Source organism: Maricaulis maris MCS10 (genome assembly GCF_000014745.1).
GTDB classification, from domain to species: Bacteria; Pseudomonadota; Alphaproteobacteria; order Caulobacterales; family Maricaulaceae; genus Maricaulis; species Maricaulis maris_A.
Genome location: NC_008347.1, coordinates 2828974 through 2850056 on the forward strand (window position 1 = coordinate 2828974; position 21083 = coordinate 2850056).

The 21083-nt window shown below is 65.0% G+C and carries 16 protein-coding genes; 12 read left to right on the forward strand and 4 right to left on the reverse strand.

Going from position 1 to position 21083, the window contains the following annotated elements; translation table 11 throughout:
• Positions 1-189 precede the first annotated feature (189 nt).
• The 5 genes from MMAR10_RS13480 to MMAR10_RS13500 all read left to right on the forward strand — a co-directional run bounded on the left by MMAR10_RS13480 (position 190) and on the right by MMAR10_RS13500 (position 5497).
• Complete coding sequence (locus tag MMAR10_RS13480; RefSeq protein ID WP_041637019.1) at positions 190-507, forward strand: hypothetical protein; 318 nt, start codon at positions 190-192, stop codon at positions 505-507.
• Positions 508-509: 2 nt separating this feature from the next.
• Positions 510-1559: a helix-turn-helix transcriptional regulator gene (locus MMAR10_RS13485; RefSeq protein WP_011644542.1), complete on the forward strand. Its 1050-nt coding sequence runs from the start codon at positions 510-512 to the stop codon at positions 1557-1559.
• Positions 1560-1666: 107 nt separating this feature from the next.
• Positions 1667-2206: a hypothetical protein gene (locus tag MMAR10_RS16475; protein WP_011644543.1), complete on the forward strand. Its 540-nt coding sequence runs from the start codon at positions 1667-1669 to the stop codon at positions 2204-2206.
• A gap of 84 nt (positions 2207-2290) precedes the next feature.
• On the forward strand, positions 2291-2653 hold the full coding sequence (locus tag MMAR10_RS13495; protein ID WP_041637827.1) for a zinc ribbon domain-containing protein YjdM: 363 nt from the start codon (positions 2291-2293) through the stop codon (positions 2651-2653).
• 111 nt (positions 2654-2764) lie between these two features.
• Positions 2765-5497 (forward strand): M16 family metallopeptidase, encoded by a 2733-nt coding sequence (locus tag MMAR10_RS13500; protein ID WP_011644545.1) that lies wholly within the window; start codon positions 2765-2767, stop codon positions 5495-5497.
• Between the two features lie 183 nt (positions 5498-5680).
• On the opposite strand, the gene MMAR10_RS13505 is transcribed toward MMAR10_RS13500, so the two are convergent.
• Positions 5681-6460 carry an SDR family oxidoreductase gene (locus tag MMAR10_RS13505; RefSeq protein ID WP_011644546.1) on the reverse strand — a complete coding sequence of 260 codons (780 nt, stop codon included), beginning with the start codon at positions 6458-6460 and terminating at the stop codon, positions 5681-5683.
• A gap of 104 nt (positions 6461-6564) precedes the next feature.
• Positions 6565-8280, reverse strand: coding sequence for an ATP-binding protein (locus MMAR10_RS13510; RefSeq protein WP_049755754.1), 1716 nt, complete (start codon positions 8278-8280; stop codon positions 6565-6567).
• A 420-nt stretch (positions 8281-8700) separates the two neighbouring features.
• On the opposite strand from MMAR10_RS13510, the gene MMAR10_RS13515 reads away from it, so the two are divergent.
• The 3 genes from MMAR10_RS13515 to MMAR10_RS13525 are packed head-to-tail and all read left to right on the forward strand — an operon-like array spanning position 8701 to position 11781.
• A complete protein-coding gene (locus MMAR10_RS13515; RefSeq protein ID WP_011644548.1) occupies positions 8701-9696 on the forward strand; it encodes a homoserine dehydrogenase in 996 nt (331 codons plus the stop codon).
• Positions 9693-10631 carry a homoserine O-succinyltransferase MetX gene (metX, locus tag MMAR10_RS13520; RefSeq protein WP_011644549.1) on the forward strand — a complete coding sequence of 313 codons (939 nt, stop codon included), beginning with the start codon at positions 9693-9695 and terminating at the stop codon, positions 10629-10631. Before MMAR10_RS13515 ends, metX begins: the two co-directional genes overlap by 4 nt.
• 1 nt (position 10632) lies before the next feature.
• Positions 10633-11781, forward strand: coding sequence for a trans-sulfuration enzyme family protein (locus MMAR10_RS13525; RefSeq protein WP_011644550.1), 1149 nt, complete (start codon positions 10633-10635; stop codon positions 11779-11781).
• Between the two features lie 4 nt (positions 11782-11785).
• Here MMAR10_RS13525 and glpK read toward each other — a convergent pair whose 3' ends face one another.
• The gene (glpK, locus tag MMAR10_RS13530; RefSeq protein ID WP_190273930.1) at positions 11786-13282 is read right to left on the reverse strand and encodes a glycerol kinase GlpK; all 1497 of its coding nucleotides are present in this window, start codon (positions 13280-13282) and stop codon (positions 11786-11788) included.
• 105 nt (positions 13283-13387) lie between these two features.
• Here glpK and MMAR10_RS13535 point away from each other — a divergent pair, with 105 nt between their 5' ends.
• From MMAR10_RS13535 to MMAR10_RS13550, 4 genes are all read left to right on the forward strand, one after another.
• The gene (locus tag MMAR10_RS13535; protein WP_011644552.1) at positions 13388-14326 is read left to right on the forward strand and encodes an alpha/beta fold hydrolase; all 939 of its coding nucleotides are present in this window, start codon (positions 13388-13390) and stop codon (positions 14324-14326) included.
• A 3-nt stretch (positions 14327-14329) separates the two neighbouring features.
• Entirely contained in the window at positions 14330-15511 is a 1182-nt protein-coding gene (locus tag MMAR10_RS13540; protein WP_011644553.1) for an NAD(P)/FAD-dependent oxidoreductase, read from the forward strand.
• Between the two features lie 146 nt (positions 15512-15657).
• Positions 15658-16731 carry an efflux RND transporter periplasmic adaptor subunit gene (locus MMAR10_RS13545; RefSeq protein WP_011644554.1) on the forward strand — a complete coding sequence of 358 codons (1074 nt, stop codon included), beginning with the start codon at positions 15658-15660 and terminating at the stop codon, positions 16729-16731.
• Positions 16728-19931 (forward strand): efflux RND transporter permease subunit, encoded by a 3204-nt coding sequence (locus MMAR10_RS13550; RefSeq protein WP_011644555.1) that lies wholly within the window; start codon positions 16728-16730, stop codon positions 19929-19931. Before MMAR10_RS13545 ends, MMAR10_RS13550 begins: the two co-directional genes overlap by 4 nt.
• Here MMAR10_RS13550 and MMAR10_RS13555 read toward each other — a convergent pair whose 3' ends face one another.
• Positions 19932-21041, reverse strand: a complete 1110-nt coding sequence (locus MMAR10_RS13555; RefSeq protein WP_011644556.1) for a PQQ-dependent sugar dehydrogenase — start codon at positions 21039-21041, stop codon at positions 19932-19934. It abuts the gene before it with no gap.
• Positions 21042-21083 lie beyond the last annotated feature (42 nt).

Genomic DNA, 21083 nt, shown 5'->3' on the forward strand with positions numbered 1-21083 from the left:
TGTAAACCTGTCACCGAGCCTTGTTCCGCCACTGAAACGGCTCGGCCCCCGCCGATCCGTCGCCAGCCTCACCACCAATTGCAGGACGCCAATGGCGACACCTTCCACTTGCGCATGTAGCGCGCAGCGGGCGGAAAGGCTAATGAGGATTGTGCCTGTCGGCGTTGTAGTGAGGTTTGAGCCGTAGTGATGTTTGATGAACTGCAAACCCTGCTCGACCTGCCTGGCATGGACCTGGCCCTGAAATTCGCCCCGCTGGTCTGGGCGGTGATCTGGATATTCATCACGGTATCGCTGTGGCGCGGCGGCTTTGTCGACCTGGTCGAGAAACTCACCCGGCCGCGCTGGGCCGGGCCGGAACGGGTGCGCGCGGTGATGATGCTGCCCGTCCGTGCGGTCATGCTGGCACTGGTCGCCGCTCTGGCCGCGACCATCACCACGCTCGGAATCGCCTTCAATGCTGCGGTTGTCGTCGGCGTGGTGCAGGCCTTCAGCACCGGAGGCTGAGCTTGACCCTGATTGATGCGGTGCAATTGCTGACGGCCTATCATGCCGGTGGACTGGCCGGCTATTTGCTGGTCCGCCGCATCTCACCGAGCCTCGCCATCCTGTGCCTAGTCTTTGCCACCCACATGCTGGCCAACCTGGTGACCACGCTTGCCCAGCTACCGCCCCAGGCCAATATCACCAGTGCGTTCGGACTGCTTTACGGCCCGGCGTTCTGGCTGTTCGTACGGGGGCTGTGCTATCGCGAGGCCCGGCCGGGCTGGCGGGACCTCATTCACCTGGTACCAGCGCTTCTGGTGATCCTGATCCGACCCGCCGACCCCTGGCCCCAACTGGCCGGCCTGCCCCTGCTGATCGGCTATCTGGTCGCCACCTTCCTGGCGTTGCGGGAGCACGGGCGTTTGGCCGGGCAGGTCCGCGCCGATGACGACCGGGTCAGCCTGCGCTGGGTCCGGCAAGCCTTTTTTGCCTTTGTGGCGATCGCCGCCTTCGACATTGGCCGCTCCGCCTTCGCCGCCCGCCTGCCCGGCCTTGACGATGCCGGCCTGGCCCTGGTCCTGGTTGCGGTGACGGCCCTGCTGAGCGCACTGACCTGGCGCAGCCGTGAACATGTCCGCGACCGCGGGGCGCTGTCACCGCGCGGACTGGAAGCCGGGCGGGCCGGCGCCGCGTCCGGACCGGATGACGCCGACGCCCTGGCCGACTTCAGCCGTATCGACGCGATTGTGCGCCGTCAGGAATTATGGCGCGAACCGCGCCTGTCGCTGGCCGATGTCGCCCGCGAGGCGGGTGGCAGCACACGCGACGTTTCGCGCGCGGTCAACGCCGGCAGCGGACGCAGTTTCTCCGCCTATGTGAACGGGCTGCGGATCGACGCCGTCGATGCCCTGATGTCCGACCCGGAGCGCAGCGATGCCACCCTGCTCACGCTTGCTTTCGAAGCCGGGTTCAATTCCAAGTCCGCCTTCAACCGCCTGTACCGGACAGTTCGTGGCGAGACACCGAGCCGGGCCTTTGCACGGGCTGCATCGGCGCGCCTCAGCCGCGACTGACGTCCTGCATCGCGACCCGGCACGTCCCGTATCCTGATCCGGGACGACCCGATCGGACCCGTCGGGCAGACCTTGGCCATCATCAAATGGTTGAAGGACCTCCCCCCATGAAGAATAACGCCCCGATCCGATCAGCGATGACCGTGCTGGCTGTCGCGACCACCGTCCTGACCGCTTGCGCCAGCGCCCAGCCGCCAGCCCCCGCCGGACCGGAGCGCGCGCCGGATGCGGCCCGCTTCGGGTCCAGCCTGGACGTGATCCGCCCGCTGCTCGACGCCGCCTGCTCCGCGCTCACCATCCGCGAGCTTCCCCTTGAAGAGATGCCGATCGCGCAGACCAGTCACGTCCAGGCAGATTGCACCGGCCTCGATCATGCCGGTGCCCCGCGCGACGCCGAATTCGTGTTTGCCGACGATGCCCTCGCCTTTGTCTGGGTGCTGACCGATGCCGGCGAAGCCGATGTCCTGCGCGCATCGCTCGAGGCCGCCCACGGCGCGCCCAGCCATGACCTTCCTCCGGCCACCGCCTTCACCCAGGCCCGCCTCGCCCTGCGCCATGACACACCCGAACTCCTCTATTACGGCGCCCATGTCGCGCCGATGTATGAAGGCTGGTTCGATCAGATGGCGTCGCAGTTCGCGCAATAGACCTGCAGCTGGCGGCTGGACGAAAACCGGGCGGACGCGTTTATGGGCGGGTCCGCCCCGACCGGCGCTGCAGAGGATCTGACCATGAGTGAGTTGCCCGCCTGTCCGCAATGCGACTGCCAGTGGACCTATGAAGACGGCGCCCTGCTGGTCTGTCCGGAATGCGCGCATGAATGGTCGCCGGAGGCCGTCGCTGCGGCCGACGATAACGAGACCGGCAATAACGAGACCGGCAAGGTCTGGCGCGACGCCAATGGCGCCGAGCTGGCCGATGGCGACACGGTAACGGTGATCAAGGACCTCAAGATCAAGGGCACCAGCCAGGTCGTGAAAGTTGGGACCAAGGTCAAGAATATCCGCCTAGTCGTCGGCGACCACGACATCGATTGCCGGATCGAGGGTGTCGGCCAAATGGGTTTGAAAACCGAGTTCGTGAAAAAGGCCTGATCCGGCCGCGACCCGCCTGTCACAGACCGAAGATTACCGGAAATTTAGTTCACCTGTGTCAGCAACGAACTATGTCTGTTCCATCAATCAACGCTGAGGTGGGAGAGACTCATGCACCGCTTACTCGCGGCGACCTTCGCGGCAGCCCTGTCCTTTACAGGTCTGACCAGCGCCCAGGTCCCGGATGTCGACATTCCGTTTGAACAATTCGAGCTCGAAAACGGCCTGACCGTCGTGGTCCACGAGGACCGCAAGGCGCCAATCGTGGCCGTCTCGATCTGGTATGGCGTCGGATCCGGCGCCGAGCCGGAAGGCCGGACCGGCTTTGCCCACCTGTTCGAACACCTGATGTTCAACGGGTCGGAAAACTATAATGACGAGTATTTCGGTCCGTTCGAGCAGGTCGGTGCGACCGGCATGAACGGCACCACCTGGTTTGACCGCACCAACTACTTCCAGACCGTGCCGACACCGGCGCTGGAAATGGCCCTGTGGATGGAATCCGACCGGATGACCCACATGCTCGGCGCAATTGACCAGGACCGCCTCGATGAACAACGCGGCGTCGTCCAGAACGAAAAACGCCAGGGCGACAACCAGCCTTACGGCATGGTCGAGTATTCGCAGCTGCGTGCCCTCTTCCCGGAAGGCCATCCCTACGCCCACTCGACCATCGGTTCGATGGACGATCTGGACGCCGCCTCGCTGGACGATGTGCGTGAGTGGTTCCTTGAATATTACGGCGCCACCAATGCCGTCCTCGTTCTGGCCGGTGACATCAATGCCGAAGAAGCCCGTCCGCTGGTCGAGCGCTATTTCGGTGACGCCCCGGTCGGCCCGCCGCTGAACCGCATCAATGAGTGGATCCCGGAACGCCGCTACGACACTACCGAAGTGCTCTATGATGACGTGCCGCAATCGCGCATCTACCGCACCTGGGTCGTGCCGGGACGGATCACGGCCGAGCGCAATGACCTGCAACTCTTCGCCACCGTCCTTGGCGGCGGTCGCACATCGCGCCTGTACCAGGACTTCGTGTTCGGGCGTCAGGTTGCCACGAGCGCATTCGCCTATGTCGAAGCTCACCAGCTGGCCAGCCAGTTCCATATCGAAGTCACGCTCAATCCGGGCGAGGACGTCGAAGCGGCCTCGGCCCGGATCGACGAGATCGTCGCCGAACTGCTCGCCGAAGGTCCGACCGATGACGAGCTGGCCGCCGCCCGCACCCGCATCAATGCCGGTGTCGTGCGCGGTCTGGAACAGATCGGCGGCTTTGGCGGCAAGGCCGTCACCCTCGCCGAGGGCGCGCTCTATGCCGGTGATCCCGGCTTCTGGCGCACCCAGCTGGAGCGTCTCAACAATGCCGACGCTGACCAGGTCACGGCAACGGCCAATGAATGGCTGACCACCGGTTCGCACGAAATCACCGTGCTGCCCTTCGGCCAGTATGCCAGCGTTGAAACCGATGCTGACCGCTCGGCCCTGCCGGTCGTGGATTCGACCCCGGAACTGGTCTGGCCGACGGTTGAAACCGCCGAGCTTTCCAACGGTGTCGACATTGTCTTCGTGCGCCGCGACGCTGTCCCGGTGGTCGAGATGCAGATGGTCTTTGATGCCGGCTATGCAGCCGACAGTGTGGAAGGCGGCCAACTCGGTCTTGCCAGCTTCACCATGAACCTGCTGGACGAAGGCGCCGGCCGGATGGATGCCACCGACATTGCCGCACGGGCCGAAAGCCTGGGTGCCAATCTCAATACGGGTGCTGGCCTGGACACCTCCTCGGTGACCCTGTCGGCCCTGACCGCGAACCTGCGTCCGTCGGTCGAGTTGATGGCCACGGTCATCACTGATCCCAGCTTCCGGGATGAGGACATCGACCGCGTCCGCGCCCAGACGCTGAACGGCATCCAGCAGGAGATGGCCAATCCGATTGCCATTGCCCTGCGCATGCTGCCGCCGGAAATGTTCGGCGAGGGCCACGCCTATTCGGTGCCTTTCACCGGATCGGGCACACCGGAAGCGGTCACCGGCTTCACGCGTGCCGACCTACTGGCCCATCAGCAAGCCTGGTTGCGTCCGGACAACGCCACCCTGTTCATTGTCGGCGATACGACACTGGACGAGGTGACGCCGATCCTCGAGCGGGCCTTCCGTGGCTGGCGCGCACCCAGCGCTCCGCTGCCGACCAAGAACCTGACCGAGGCCAGCAATGCGGACGGGGCCCGGGTGATCATCATCGATCGTCCGAACTCGCCGCAATCGCTGATCCTGGCCGGCCTGATCGGCCCGTCCGGTTCGGTCGACAATCCGGAAGTCTACTCGGCCATGAATGACGCCATCGGCGGTTCCTTCACCGCCCGGGTCAACATGAACCTGCGTGAGGACAAGGGTTGGTCCTACGGTGCCCAGACCCTGCTCTGGGGCGCCCGTGGTCAGCGGCCCTGGCTGGTCTATGCACCGGTCCAGACTGACCGCACCTCGGACTCGCTCGCCGAACTCCTGCGCGAGTTTGACGAGTTCACCTCGACCAACCCGGCCACGGCCGAGGAGCTGCTGCGGTCGGTCAACAACTCGACCCGCTCCCTGCCGGGTCAGTTCGAGACCTCGGCTGCGGTTCGCAACTCGCTGGCAAACAGCGCCAATCTGGGACGTGACTGGAATTATCCGGCCACGATCACCGAGCGCTATCATGCGCTCGACCTGGAGACGGTCCGCGCTGCGGCACAGGAAGTCGTCCATCCCGAACAGCTGGTCTGGTTGATCATCGGCGATGCCGCCGAGATCGAAGCCGGTATCCGCGAACTGGACATGGGTGAAGTGGAAGTGCGCCGCTTGGAGCAATAGGCTCCGACAGGCAGCGACACAGCGCTGAAACAAAGGCGGGCGCCGGAGGAAACTCCGGCGCCCGTTCTTTTTGCCTGGCATCCATCTGCCTTGGCGCGACTGTGCCAAGGCGCGATCAGCCACAAAAAAGGGCGGCCCCGTCACCGAGCCCGCCCTCTTGAATTTTAGGTCAGCGCCGCGCGCCTAGAACGCCCCGCGCGCCTGGGCCACACCGCCATCGACCACCACGGTCGAGCCGACGACATAATCGCCTGCCCGCGAGGCGAGGAAGATTGCGGCCCCGGCCATGTCGGACGGCTCACCGACCCGGCCCGACGGAACGCCCTGCGACACCATGTCGGCATGGTCGCGGGCGACCTTGTTCATGCTGGACGCGAAGGCCCCCGGCGCAATCGCGGTGACATTGATGTTCTCCTTCGCCATTTCCAGGCCGAGGCGCTTGGTCAGATGGATGATGCCGGACTTGGACGCGGCATAGGAATAGGTCTCCATCATGTTCACCGACAGGCCGTCGATCGAGGCGATATTGATCACCTTGGCCGGCTGTTGCGGCGAGGCCGCTGCCTTGAGGGCGCCGTGCAGGGCCTGGATCAGGAAGAAGGGCGTCTTGACATTGAGGTCCATGACCTTGTCCCAGCCGCTCTCGGGAAACTCGTCCAGCGGAGCGCCCCAGGCGGCACCGGCATTGTTGACCAGGATGTCGAGCTTGCTCTCATGCTCGAGGAATTTGGCGGCCAGCGCCTTCGCGCCGTCGGCGCCGGACGCATCACCTGGCAGGGCGATACACGTGCCGAATTCCGACAGCCGTTCGGCCGTGGCCAGGCATTCCGGCGCCTTGCGGGCCGTGATGTAGACCTTGGCCCCGGCCCGCACATAGCCTTCGGCGATCATCTCGCCAATGCCGCGCGACCCGCCGGTGATGAGCGCCACACGGCCCTTGAGGGAAAACAGATTGTCAAACATGGTACGGACCTCCCGCTTGGGTTTTCGTTTTGTTACGGGATGCGTAGCGGGTTGGCGCAAGACTGTCGAGGGTCGGGTATGGAAATACCTGACGATATGCGGACTCAGGCCTGCGCGACGGTTCCGGCGTCCGGACAGGGGTCGGCGAGTTGGGCGGCAAGGGTGTTGATTTGGAGCGGTTTGCCGAGGCAGCCATCCATGCCGGCAGCCCGGTATCGCGCCCGATCCTCGGCCAGCGCGCTGGCCGTCAGCGCGTAAATCGGCGTGGCCGCGTTGAGCGGAATGTCATGGCGGATCCGGCGGGTCACAGCCATTCCGTCCATTCCCGGCATCTGGATATCCATCAGAATAGCGTCGAAGCGTTGCTCGGCCGCGCAGGCCAGGGCCGCCTCGCCGCCCTCCGCCAGCACACATTCATGCCCGAGATGCTGGAGCAGGGCCGTGGCCACAGTCCGGTTGATCGCCTGATCGTCGACAACCAGCACCCGCAAGGTGCGACCAGCATTGGAAGCCACGCCTGAAACCGCGCCAGGCACGTCCGCATTCCGGCCCTCAAGCCGACCGACCGGCCCGGCCGGGACGGCCTCCAGACGGAAGTGAAAGCGCGAACCGGCGCCGGCTTCGCTCTCGACTGCCAGCTCACCACCCATCAACCGGGTCAGCTCTCGGCAAATGGTCAGACCCAGCCCGGTGCCGCCGAAATCGCGGGTCGTGGTGTCGTCGGCTTGGGCAAACCGGTCAAATATCCGCTCCCGGGCCTCCGCCGAAAGACCGATTCCGGTATCGCTGACCTCGAACTGCAATCCGCCCCCGCCGCCCGGCTCCGGGCGGACTGCCAGCCGGACCTCCCCGCGCTCAGTGAATTTGACGGCATTGCCCACGAGGTTCCACATCACCTGGCGCAAGCGGACGGCATCGAGCGCGTAACAATTTTGCAGACTGTCATCATAGTCCAGTACCAGGGCGATATCGCGGCCGCTGACCTGCACGCCAAACAAGCTGATCACCTCTTCACACAGGCCCCGCAGATCGCATGGCTCCTCCCGGATGACGATGGCGCCCTGGTCGAGCTTGGAGACGTCAAGAATATCGTTGAGCACAGTCACCAGCGCCGTGGCCGAGGCGTGGGCCGTGACCACGCCCTCGGCGTCGAGGCGGCCATCGGGTCCGTTGCGGGCCAGGTCCAGCAAGCCCAAAACGCCATTCATCGGCGTGCGGATCTCATGGCTCATATTGGCGAGAAAGGCAGACTTGGCTGCGTCGGCCTGCCGCGCCGCGACCAGCATCCGTTCCAGTGCCCGGACAAACCCGATCACACAGACCAGGCCCAACACAGTGGTCGTCGATAGCAGGAACAGCGCTGCAACCCGCTCGGCCTCGGCCGAATAAGGCGTCGGCGATACCCATCCATTGATGTCGAACACCAACAGCAACCCGAAAAACCCGACCGACACGGCGCCATAGATGATCGCGGACCGCGAGGTCAGGAAGAATCCGGCCGCCAGCGGCGCGATAATCTGCATTGGCGCGACATAGCCGGTCAGTCCGCCATTGGTCAGCGACGCCGCAAAGGCCATGATCTGGGCGGTCAGAATGAGCGCGTGGGCAATCCAGCGGTATTGCGTGGTGCGCCAGGCGATGAAGCCATAGCCATAAAACAGCGATACAGCGACCAGCCCGGCAATCTTGGCCGGCGACCAGCCGGGCAACGCCAGCGACACCGCAGCCAGATAGCACAGCAGCACGGTCCCGAAGGCGATGCTGGTCATCGCCAACACCCTGGACTTGCGACCGGCCTGAATGGTTTCGTCGTTGATCACGTCTTGCCCACGTCTCGCATCCCCCCAGGGACGGCGCACACACTATTCGGAAGAGCCTAGGGAAGGATTAACCGGCCATTTACGGTGATTTTTGGGTTTCATCCTGTCAGTTCAGCCAACTTGGCCCCGCCCTGCACCCCTTCCTTCTTCCCGGGGGGACCTCCCTCGGTTTTCGGGACGGTAGGCACGACCTCAGTCACTTGGGAGCGGAGTGTTTGTCGAAGCCGGACTCTATCGCTTGACACATATAAACATATCTTTATACGTGAAGTCGCGCCGATTTGATGTCTAGCTTGCGGGCGCGGAACAAGTGCGGCTAAAGCGGATCGGACGAGGCAGCGGCAATCGCCACATTTCCCATTCGCCTCGGCAGTATCCAGCAATCGGCGTGTCGCGCTTTCCGCCCAGACGGAATGTGGAATGATGTCCCTGGTTGCGGCGCTTGATTACCCTCTCGACCTGGCCCCGACGACAGCCCTGAAGCCGCGCCTTCGCGTGGTCCTTCTGGGCTGTGGAACGGTCAATTCCGGCGTCCTCGCCGGCCTGGAAGACATGCCGGGCCAGGTCGAGATCGCCGCCATCGTCACGCGCCGGCCCCGCAATGAAAGCGAGGGGGCCTACGCTTGGCTGACCGATCTCACCGCCGCTTTCGACACCGGACCGGACCTGGTCATCGACGCCCTGCCCGACTGCGCGGCAGCCGAAAAGGCCCTCGCCCTGGCAGTTGAACGCGGCGTGCATGTGATCTCGGCCAACAAGGCGGTCATCGCCCGTCGCCCGGACCTGGAAGCAAAGGCCCGCCGGGCCGGCCTCGGTTTCGCCTATTCGGCAGCCGTGGGGGGCGGCGTTCCGGTGCTGGAAACGGTGGCACGTCTCAAAGCCTCCGGCGAGACGATCACCCGGGTACGCGGCGTGCTCAACGGCACCTCCAACTTCGTCCTCGGCCTGCTGGAAAAAGGAATTGGGTTCGACGACGCCATCGCCGCCGCCCAAGCCGCCGGATTTGCCGAAGAAGACCCCAGCGCTGATCTCGACGGTCTCGATGCTGCGGCCAAGCTGGCGCTGATCGCCCGCGCCGCTTTTGACATTGCCCCCGACCCCTACGCGATTCCCGCCGACAGCCTGTTCGACCTGTCGGTCGGCCAGATCCTCGGCGCCCGCGAAAACGGCCTGCGCTACCGCCAGCTCGCCGAATTGTCGGTGCAGGCGGAGGGCGTCGTCGCGACGGTCCGGCTGCAGGCCCTCCCGGAAGATCACGCCCTTGCCCGGGTCGAGAACGAGGAGAATGCGGTCGAGATCGACTGCGCCAGCGGCACCCGCATCGTGCTCAACGGCAAGGGTGCCGGCCAGACACCGACCGCCGGGTCTGTCCTCTCCGACGTCCGGGCCCTGCTCGCCAATGGCGGTGCCGGATGAGCGTAACCCTGGAGCATCCACCCGCCCTTCGATGTCGGGACATTTCCACCATCGCCCTGACCGCGACCGGCTCACCGGTCTCAGTAACCGGTCGCATCGCCGGGCCGGAGGGCGCGCCGGTCATTCTGGTACTTGGCGGCATCTCCTTCGGCCGCCACGTCACCGACACAGCCAATGGCGATGGCTGGTGGCGGCAGCAGGCCGGGCCGGGCAAGGCGCTGGACACAAATCGCCACCGCATCCTGTCCTTCGACTTCATCGGCGCAGACATCCACCCCTTCCCCTCCACCCAGGACCAGGCTCGCGCCATTCTGGCTCTGGCCGACGCCGCCGACATCCGTGACTTCGCCATTGTCGGCTCCTCCTATGGCGGCATGATCGGACTGGCCCTGGCGTCGCTGGCACCGGAACGCGTGCGCGAACTCGTGGTCATTTCCGCCGCCGACCGGGCCAGTGAAATGGCCCGCGCCTGGCGCTCCATCCAGAGGGACACGGTCGAGCTGGCATTGCGCCTTGGCGACGGCAAGGCCGGACTGGACCTCGCCCGCCGCCTGGCCCTGACCACCTATCGCACTCCGGACGAGTTCGAGGCACGCTTTGCCGACCCGGAGCCGGACAGCCGCGATGCCAATGGCGTCACCGGCTATCTGGCAAAGAACGGCCAGCGCTATGCCGAACGGACTGATCCGAACCGCTTTCTGGCGCTGTCCCGGTCGATGGATGAACACCGCGTGGATGTCGAAACCATCACCTGCCCGGTCGCCTGGGTCGCCGTGATCGAGGATCGCCTTGTCCCCGCCGACCAGATTGCCGCTGCAGCCGATCGAACCCTGAACGGGCGCCTGATCAAAATCAGTTCGCTTTACGGTCACGATGCCTTCCTCAAGGAAGACACCCTTATCGCCGCCACTCTGGACGAGATTTTCGGGAGCTGACATGTCGAGCGATCAACGTACCAAGGCCATCCGGGCGGGGCTGAACACGGACCGCAGCTGGAATGCGGTCATTCCGCCCCTGTCGCTGTCGACCGCCTACCGGCGCGAGGACCCGGCCATCCAGCCGGCCTTCGACTATGCCCGCACTGGCAATCCGGGCCGCTCCCTGCTGGCCGATGCCATCGCCGAGCTGGAAAACGCCGCCGGGGCCATCGTCACCGGATCCGGCATGTCGGCGATCGATCTCTTGCTGCACGACATACCGCACGGCGCCCGGGTGATCTGTTCCCACGATGCCTATGGCGGCACCCGGCGCCTCCTCGACGCCCGCGGTCGTGGCGGCCGGCTGATCCCGGTCTATGTCGACACCACTGACCTCGAGAAGGTCGCCGACGCGCTCAATGAAGACGCCGCCCTGATCATCGCAGAGACGCCCTCCAATCCGCGCCTGCGCATCTCCGATATCAAGGGGCTGGCCCGTCTGGCCCGGAATGCCGGGACAGAGCTGGCTGTCGACAATACGGTGATGTCACCGGTCCTGCAGCGGCCACTGGATTGGGGGGCTGACTATTCGGTGCAGTCCGTCACCAAGCTGCTCAACGGGCATTCCGACATGGTCGGCGGCGTGGTCTGCTGCGCCGATCCCGAACGGGTGGCAGAGCTGGGCTGGTGGGCCAATTGCGTCGGTGTCGGCGCCGCCGCCTTCGACAGCTATCTCGCCTTGCGCGGCCTGCGCACCCTGCCCTTGCGGGCCAGGGCGCAATGCGAAAGCGCGCAGGAAGTGGCCCGATGGCTGGACGCCGATCCGCGGGTCGCCCGCGTTGACTATCCCGGTCTGACAAGCCATCCCGGCCATGCCCTGGCGGCACGTCAGCAGGACGGGTTCGGCCAGCTGATCAGCCTGGAACTCGCCAAGGACGCCCCCGACCCGCGCGCCGTCGTGTCGGCGCTGGAAATCTTCACCCTGGCGCAATCTCTGGGCGGGGTCGAAAGCCTGTGCTGCATCCCGGCGCTGATGACCCATGCCTCCATGTCCCCCGAAGCCCGCGCAGAAGCCGGTGTCGCCGACAGCCTGATCCGCCTGTCAATCGGTCTGGAAAGCGCCGCCGACCAGATCGCCGATCTCGACCGGGCGCTGTCAGTAGCCTGACCTGTTACACGGCGTCTGACCGCACCCGCGCCACGGCGTCGTGCCAGCCCTTGCGGTCAGCCGCGCGCCGCTCCGGATCGCCGGCCGGTGTGAAGCTCTGGTCCGCCGCCCACAGCTTGCGGCCATCCTCCAGCGAGGCAAACAGGCCGCAACCCAGACCGGCCAGAAAGGCCGCGCCCCAGGCCGTCGCCTCGACGCTGGCCGGTCGGACGGTCTCGATCCCGGTCAGGTCGGCCAGGCGTTGCAGGAAGGTGTCATTGCGGGCCATGCCGCCATCCACCCGAAGACTGCGCGCCTCGACGCCGTCGGCGGCCATGGCTTCGAGCAGGTCGCAGGTCTGGTGCACCGAACTGTCCAGCGCTGCCCGGGCAATCTCGGCGCGACCGGAACCGCGGGTGAGGCCGGTCAATGCGCCCCGTGCCTCGGCGTCCCAATAGGGTGCGCCAAGACCGGTGAAGGCCGGGACCAGATAGACGCCGCTGTCGGGGTCGGCGCTCTGGGCCAGGGCCTCGATCTCGGACGCCTTGGCGATCAGGCCCAACCCGTCACGCAGCCATTGCACGGTCGCACCGGCTGACAGCACCGAGCCCTCCAGCGCATAGGTCGTTTCGCCATCGATACGATAGGCAATCGTGGCCAGGAGCTTGTTCTTCGACCGCACGGGAGTATCGCCGGTATTGATCAGCAAAAAGGCGCCGGTGCCATAGGTCGACTTCATCTCGCCCGGATTGAAACAGACCTGGCCAATGGCAGCCGATTGCTGGTCGCCAGCGACCCCGGTGATCGGCAGTTCGCGGCCCAGTATCGCCGCGTCCGCCCGACCGAAGTCCCCGGCACTGTCCCGCACGTCGGGCAGAACGGCTGCCGGCACGCCAAACAGGCCGAGCAGCTCGTCATCCCAGCGGTTGGCGGCAATGTCATAGAGCGCGGTCCGGCTGGCATTGGTCGCATCGGTGACATGCAGCGCCCCGCCGGTCAGCTTCCAGATCAACCAGCTGTCGACAGTGCCGAAGGCCAGCTCCCCGGCCTCGGCCCGGGCTCTCGCGCCGTCCACATGGTCGAGGACCCAGGCGATCTTGGTGGCCGAGAAATAGGGGTCCAGCACAAGTCCGGTGCGGTCGGACACAAGCCCGGCATGTCCGGCATCGCGCAATCCGGCACAGATGTCCGCCGTGCGCCGGTCCTGCCAGACGATGGCGTTGTGGATCGCATCACCCGTCGCGCGATCCCAGACCAGCGTCGTCTCGCGCTGATTGGTGATGCCGATTGCCTCGGCCCGATACCCGGCCTTCTCCGCAGCGGCGAGCGCTTCACGGGCGGTGGCGCGGACGGTCGCCCAGATGACGTCCGGGTCATGCTCGACCCAACCCGGCCTGGGATAGATTTGCTGGAATTCGCGCTGCGCGGTGGCCACGACCTTGTAGTCCGGTGTGAAGACAACAGCGCGCGAACTTGTCGTGCCCTGGTCGATCGCCAACAGCGCCTTGCGTTTGGAAAACATCACCATCCCTCCCCACATCTCGCCCTCTGCCGGAGCGAGCGTGTGACTATAGCCCTGACGGCGCCGGAGAAAACACGTTAGGCTCACCGGCAAACGGGAGGACGCATGAGCGATTCAGACTTCAGGCTCGAACGGCTGGCCAGCCCCAGCGGCGCCGATCTCGCAATCCATACGCATGAGGCCGAAGGCACGCCGCGCGGCATCGTCCACATCAATCATGGCCTGGCCGAACGTGCCGGACGCTATGCCCGCATGGCCGCTCAGCTTGCCCGCCGCGGCTATCACGTGATCGCCCATGACCATCGTGGCCATGGCCAGACCACGGCGGTTGACGGCGGCCCACGGCGCTTTGCCGACGAGGATGGCTGGAACAAGCTGATGCAGGATGTGGCGGCCGTCCACGCCGAAGCCCGCACACGCTGGCCCGGCCTGCCGCTGGTGATCTTCGGCCATTCCATGGGCTCGGTGGTCGCCTTCAACCATATCCTGCGAGCGCCCGACAGCGTCACCGCTGCGGCGGTCTGGAACGGCAATATGGCGCTGGGCGGCCTGAAAGGCGTGATGCGGCTGGTGCTGTTCTTCGAGGCCCTGTTCGGCGGCGGCGCAATGGCGACCAGTCACACGCTGGACAATCTCACCTTCAAGGCCTGGAACAAGCGCTTCCCGGAAGGCCGCACCGATGCCGACTGGCTGTCACGTGACACGGCAGAAGTGGACGCCTATGTGAACGATCCTGAGTGCGGCTGGCCGTCCACGGTCTCGCTGTGGCGGGACTTTCTCGGCGGGGTCGCCTATGCCGAGGACGACGCCCATCTCGCCGCCCTGCCCAAGTCTTTGCCGATGCATCTGATCGCCGGCTCGAAAGACCCGGCAACCGACGGCGGCAAGTCGATGGAGGTGTTGGCCAAACGGTTGAAGAAGGCCGGCCTGACCGATGTCCGCCTGGAAGTGCTCAGGGATTTCCGCCACGAGACGATGAACGAGATCGGCCGTGACGCCCAGATCGAGGCCTTCGCCGACTGGCTCGACCGGGTCACCGGCTGATCCATGGACCCGCGCGATGTCGTCATCATCGGGGCCGGTGCCGCCGGGCTGATGTGCGCCATCGAGGCGGGCAGGCGCGGACGGTCGGTGACGCTGATCGAGCACAGCAAGGCGCCGGCCGAGAAAATTCGCATCTCCGGCGGGGGGCGCTGCAACTTCACCAACATGCACACGACGGCCGAGAACTTCCTGTCCGGTAACCGCCATTTCGCCAAGTCGGCATTGAGGCGCTACACCCAGTGGGACTTCGTCGACTGGATCAATGGTCACAATATCCCCTGGCACGAAAAGACACTGGGCCAGTTGTTCTGCGACCACTCCGCCAAGGATATCATCGCTGCATTGCTGGCGGATCTGAAAGCCAGCGGCGGCGAACTGCGCCTGTCGACCTCGGTCACCGAGGTCGCCCGCGAAGGAGACGGCTTTCGCCTCACCCTGTCTGACGGTTCGACGCTGGGCTGCCAGTCGCTGGTCATCGCTTCGGGCGGCAAGTCGATCCCGAAAATGGGCGCAACCGGCTTTGGTTATGACGTGGCCCGCCAGTTCGGCCTCGACATTGTCGAGACCCGGCCCGGCTTGGTGCCGCTGACCTTCGATCCGGACATGCTGACCCGCTTCAAGCCGCTCGCCGGCGTGGCCGTGGACGGCGTCGCCTGTCACGGCAAGACGCGTTTTGCCGAGGCCATGCTGTTCACCCATCGCGGCCTGTCCGGGCCCGCCATCCTGCAGATCTCGTCCTACTGGCGCGAGGGCGACACGCTCCATGTCCATATCCGGCCCGATCTCGATATCTTCGATATCCTTCGCACTGCAAGGCAGGCCAATGGTCGCCAGGCGGTGCAGACCGCCCTTGGCGAGCACCTGCCCAAGCGCCTGGCCGCTATGCTGGTCGAGGAGTTCGGGCTGAGCGGCAATCTGGCCGACCAGTCCGACAAGAAATTGCGCGCCTTCGCCGACCATCTGGCCGCCTGGCCGATCACGCCGACGGGGTCGGAAGGCTATCGTACCGCTGAGGTCACACTTGGCGGCGTCAATACGGACGGGCTGGACAGTCGCACCATGCAGGCGCGGGCGGTGCCGGGGCTGTATTTCATTGGAGAAGTTGTTGACGTGACGGGTTGGCTTGGCGGATACAACTTTCAATGGGCTTGGTCGTCCGGCTGGTGTGCCGGACAGGTCGCCTGACAATAAATGAGACCGGGACAGGCGCGACAAAATGGGTCGTGGATTGTTCTCGCCACGAAACGGTATGGGGGGTATCTCTGAGGGAATGAACGGCGTTCGCCGGGCTGGCGCAACGTCGATTACTGACCGACGAGAGCAGTTTGGCCATGAAGTTGAATACGTCATACCTGTCAGCGGCCGGCATCTTTGTCGCGGTCGTGCTGCTCTTCACCGTCGGCACGGTGTTTCGCAGTGACGCCGGCATACAGCCCGGCAGGCAAACTTCTGAACATCCTCTGTTTGAAGTCGTCACCCGTACCGTCACAGCCTCGCCTCGCCCCGCCGAATTGCGACTGCGCGGACGCACCGAAGCAATCCGGGCCGTCACCGTCAGGGCCGAAACCGGCGGCCGCGTGGTCGAAGCACCAGTCCTGGAAGGGTCACCGGTTGTTGCCGGCGAGGTAATCTGCCGCCTTGAAGTCGATGCCCGTGCAGCTGCGGTCGATCAGGCCGAGGCGGATTTGCGCTCACGCCAGCTTGAATTTGAAGCCGCCGCCGAGCTCCAGGCCCGCGGCCACAGGTCCGCCAACAGCGTCGCCGCCCTCGAGGCCGCCCGCGATGGGGCCCGGGCGCAATTGCGCGCCGCGCGGGAAGAGCTGGCCAATATCGATCTGCGTGTGCCCTTCGATGGCTATTTTGACGGTCGCGATGCCGAAATCGGCGACTTTCTGCGCACGGGGGACCCCTGCGGCACGGTGCTGCAGCTGGACCCGATCCTGATTGTTGCCGAGGTCGCCGAACGCGATGTCAGCGCCTTGCAACCGGGCATGCCGGGCGAAGCCCGCCTGCTGGGCGGTGCGCGTGTTGATGGCAGCATCCGCTTTGTCGAGCGGCGCGCCAATCCGGCGACCCGCACCTTCCGGGTGGAGCTGGAAGTCCCCAATCCCGATGGCCTGATCCGCTCCGGTCTGACCGCAGAGATCCGGCTCAACCTGCAGCCAGAGCCCGCTCATCGGGTCCCGGCTTCCATCCTTGCCCTCGATTCCAATGGCGAGCTGGGCGTGCGCATCATCGAGAATGGCGACACGGTCCGCTTCCTGCCGATCCAGCTCCTGAGCGATGATGGCGAGCAGGTCTGGATCAGTGGCCTGCCGGAAACGGCGGAAGTGATCGTGCTGGGACAGGACTTTGTCTCTGACGGCACCCGGGTCGAGGTCCGCCCGGAGGGAGCGAGCCGTTGACCAGCATCGTCGACTTTGCCATCGGCCGGGCCCGGATGATCCTGGCCATTTTTGTCTGCGCCCTGATCGCCGGCCTGATCGCCTTCGCGACCCTGCCGCGCGAGGCCGACCCGGACATCCCCTTCCCATTCGTCATTGTTGTTGTGCCGCTGGACGGTATCTCTCCGGAAGACGCTGAACGCCTCATTGTCCGTCCGACCGAGACCGAGATGCGGGCGATCGAGGGGCTGGAAGAGCTCAATGGTACCGCCTCCCTCGGTGCCGGCACGCTGGTCGCCGAGTTCGACGTCCCCTTTGACGCCGACCAGTCGGTTCTCGATGTCCGCGAAGCCGTTGACATGGCCCGGCGCGAATATCCCGAGGACGTCCGCGAACCGGTGATCCAGGAATTCAACTCGGCACTGGCACCGACAATCGCCGTCCAGATCTATGGTGAAGCACCCGAACGCGCCCTGTTCCGCACTGCCCGCGCCCTGGAAGACGAGCTGGAAGCCCTGCCGCAGATCCTGCAGGTCGACATTCAGGGTCTGCGTGAGGAAGTGCTGGAAATCGTCATCGACCCGGCGCGGCTGGAGACCTATGGCGTCACCTACGCACAGCTGTTCAACACCGTGCAGTCCAATAACCGCCTGATCGCCGCCGGATCGCTCGACAGCGGCGAAGCGCGCTTTCAGGTCAAGGTGCCCGGCCTTTTTGAGGAGGCCGATGACGCGCTGAACCTGCCTCTGACACGCTCGGGCGACACCGTCGTCACCTTGCAGGATGTCGCCAGCGTACGCCGGACCTTCAAGGATGCCGACAGTTTCGCGCGTTACAATGGCGCCCCGGCCTACACGCTCCAGGTGGTCCGTCGTTCCGGCGAAAACATCATGGAAACCGCCGCGGCGGTGCGGGCCCTGACCAATGAGGCCGCGACCAACTGGCCCGAGACCATCCGCCATGACTTTTCGCTCGACCTGTCGACCTATGTCCGTGACAGCCTGCAGAGCCTGACCTCGTCGATCATGCTGGCCATCATCCTGGTCCTCATCATCGTGGTTGCGGCGCTGGGCCTGCGCTCGGCCCTGCTGGTCGGCATCGCCATTCCGTCCAGCTTCCTGTTCTCCTTCCTGCTGCTCGACCTGTACGGGCTGACTGTCAACTTCATGGTCATGTTCGCCATGGTCCTGGCCGTCGGCCTGCTGGTCGATGGCGCCATCGTGGTGGTCGAATATGCCGACCGCAAACTGGCCGAGGGCGAGACCCGCAAACAGGCCTATGCCAGCGCCGGCAAGCGCATGTTCTGGCCGATCGTGTCCTCGACCGGCACCACGCTGGCAGCCTTCGTGCCTTTCCTGTTCTGGAACTCCATCCCCGGCCAGTACATGGCCTTCCTGCCCCTGACCCTGATCTTCGTGCTGAGCTCGGCGCTGGTGATGGCGCTGATCTTCCTGCCGACGCTAGGTTCGGTTTTCGGCCGAAAGGGCGGAACCGTTGACGCCAACAGCGCGGTCGCCCGTCTCAATGCCCAGGAAGACAGTGACCCGGCCGACCTGCCGGGCCTGACCGGCATCTATGCCCGCACCATCGCCCGCCTCGTGAAGCGACCGGCCATGGTGTCGTTGGGCGCGCTCATCATTGTGGTCGGTGTGGTGTTCAGCTTCGGCGCCACCGCCTCGAACATGCGCACCGAATTCTTCCTCGATGCGGAACCGGAACAGCTCTACGTCTTCGTCCGGGCACGCGGGAACCTGTCCCCGACCGAGCAGTATGAATTGGCGCTGGAGGCCGAAACCCGGCTGCAGGACATTGAAGGCATCAAGGGCTATTACACCGTCGCCGGCACACCGCCCGGACGGTCGCCTTTCGACGGTGTTGGCGCCGCACCGGCAGACACGGTAGCGCGCATCTTCGTCGAGTTCGAACCCTTCGGACAACGACCCAATGGCCGCCTCATCGAGCGTGAAATCCGCGAGGCCATGGTCGGCATTCCCGGTGTCATCATCGAGGTCCGCCCCTTCCAGCAGGGCCCGCCTGTCGGCAAGGACATCCAGGTCGAATTGCGCTCGAATGACGCCACCGCGCTGGAGGCCGCGACACGACTGGTGCGTGGTTTCATCGACCAGATGGAAGGCGCGACGGATATTGACGACACCCTGCCCCTCCCGGGCGTTGAGTGGCGGCTGGATGTCGATCGCGAGGAGGCCGGTCGCTATGGCGCCGATGTCACCCAGCTGGGTGCAGCCGTGCAGCTGGTGACCACCGGCACGCTGGTCGGTCGCTATCGCCCCGATGACGCCGAGGAAGAGGTCGATATCCGGGTCCGCTTCCCGGCCGCCGACCGCGATATTTCCCGGCTCGACGATCTACGGGTCAACACCTCGACCGGTGCGGTCCCGATCTCCAACTTCGTGACCCGCGAGGCCCGCCAGCGGATCGACTCGATCAGTCGCCGTGACGGCAAGCGCGTCCTGATCGTCCGCGCCAATGCCGATGAGGGATATGCCGGCAATCTGCTGCTGACCGAATTGCGCGACTGGATCGATGCCGGCATTGCAGACGGCACCTTCCCGCGCAGCGTCGAAATCAATTATCTGGGCGCTGACGAGGAAAACGCCGAGGCCGGTGCCTTCTTCGGCAGCGCGATGCTTGCCTCGCTGTTCATGATGGCGGTGATCCTGCTCTGGCAGTTCAACAATTTCTGGCACGTCGTCCTGACCCTGCAGGCGGTGGTCCTGTCCGTGGTCGGCGTCCTGCTGGGCGTGATGCTGACCTTCCCCTATATCTCGATCCTGTTCCTGGGAACCGGAGTGGTGACGCTGGCCGGCATTGTGGTGAACAACAATATCGTCCTGATCGACACTTTCCAGCGCCTGCGCGGGCTGGGCATGCCGGTCGACGAAGCCATTGTCCGCACCGCAGCCCAGCGCTTGCGGCCAGTCATGCTGACCACGATCACCACGATTTTCGGCCTGCTGCCGATGGTCTTCCAGCTCAATGCCGACTTCGCCCACGGCACCCTGTCGATCGGCGGACCGGCCAGCGAATGGTGGGTGCAATTGTCGGCGGCGGTGGTCTGGGGCCTGGGCTTCTCGACCCTGCTGACCCTGCTTTTGACACCGGTCCTGCTGGGGGCTCCTTATCGCATTGCTCGCTGGCTGGGTTTTGATCTCGAGGGTGCTGGCACCAAGCGGGCCGGAGACCCTCTACCCGCCGAGTGATCAATCGCGACTGACCCGGATCAGCCGCCCTTCGGCCTCGTCGGTCAGTAACCAGACAGCCCCATCCGGCCCGACCCGGACATCACGGATGCGCGCACCGATCTCGCCAAACAGGACCTCCTCGCCGACGACCTGACCCGCGTCCAGTTCGACCCGACGGACATGGCCGGAGGGGACATCAGCGTCGCCCGGAATAAGGGCCGCGACCAGCAGGTCGCCATCCCACTCAGGAAACATCTCGCCGCGATAAAGAGCCATACCGGCTGGCGCGATCGACGGCGTCCAGACGTGAATTGGTTCGTCAATGCCGGCATAGGTATCAAAGGGCGTCACCAGAGCGCCGGTATAATCGACGCCATGACTGGTGATCGGCCAGCCATAGTTGGCCGTGGAGGAGAGTTCATTGATCTCGTCGCCGCCACGCGGGCCGTGTTCATGGCTCCAGACGACGTGATTGGTGGCGTCATACACAACGGCCTGTGGGTTGCGGTGACCGATCGAAATCACGCCAGGTGCTGAGTTTTCGAATACCCGTTGAGCAGGTTGCCCATCGAGACCAAGGCGAACATAGGTTCCGAAATGCGTCCCCGGATTCTGCGCCTCCTCGCGATAATCAAACCCGTCGCCAACCCCCATGACCACTGTCGCCGCCTGTCCGGCCTCGGCGGGAATCATGGCCATCCGGCCGCCGTAATGGACGTCGGTCCGCCGGTGCGGCATGGCCTCGAACAGGACGTCGAACTCAACAAGCGCGTCGCCTTCGAGCCGTCCGCGACCGAGGTAGAGCGTGTTGTCGCCCGCGCTGCCGCCGCTCCAGCTGAGGTAGACGAGGCCATCCGTCTCGAAGTCGAGCGACAACACCACATCCAGCAATCCGCCCTGGCCGGAATAGAACACCTCCGGCACGCCGCTGACCGGTGTCTGGACGAGACCCGACTCATCAATAATCCTGAGACGTCCCGGTTTTTCGGTCACCAGCATCCGGCCATCAGGCAGGAAGGCCAGGCTCCACGGGTATTCGAGACCTGTGACCCGGGTCTCCAGCGTCTGCGCCGATACGGGGGCCGAAACGAGCAAACCCGCCAATGCCAGTAACGAAATCAGCCGCATCTTCCACTCCCGAATTGTCGTTGTCAGCGCCACCCTATAGGC